Origin of the sequence: Micromonospora fiedleri (assembly GCF_016774385.1) — a bacterium.
Taxonomy (GTDB): domain Bacteria; phylum Actinomycetota; class Actinomycetes; order Mycobacteriales; family Micromonosporaceae; genus Micromonospora; species Micromonospora gifhornensis.
On sequence record NZ_JAETXL010000082.1, the window covers coordinates 1 to 457 of the forward strand.

The 457-nt window shown below is 74.4% G+C and carries 1 pseudogene; it reads left to right on the top strand.

The window, feature by feature from the left end:
- Window positions 1–21: 21 nt before the first annotated feature.
- Window positions 22–457 (top strand): annotated as a pseudogene (locus JMF97_RS30730) (hypothetical protein); the annotation flags it as partial.

Below are 457 nucleotides of genomic sequence, written 5' to 3' on the forward strand. Positions count from 1 at the left end.
GCTCTACGGCCACTCGACCACGTGGCGCGGCGCGCCGCGTGTCACGCGTACCTCCCGCCTTCCTCCGGCGGTCTCCCGGCACTACGGACCACCCCGACCGGTCTGCTCGTCCCGTCGTCGGCCCGGCTCAGCCTCACGCTGACGTCCCGACCTGACATCGAGACGGAGCAGACCGACCCGTCGCCGGCCGTCGGGTCCCCTGCTCCCCCACCAGTCGAGCCGTCACCGGACACCACGGCCACCCAACCGACCGACCGGCTCCCGCAGGCCGCCGAGCCGACGAATGCCGCCGAATCCGTGGACCAGGCAGCGGCGCTGCCTGACGAGCCGACGACGCAGGTGTCGGCGCAGGCCGACCAGCCGGTGCGGCCGATGCTTGCCGCGGTGGAGTCGGCGGGGGCGGCTGATCCGGCTGCTCCGCCGGCTCGTCCCCGTCTGACCGGTCAGGTACGTCCCG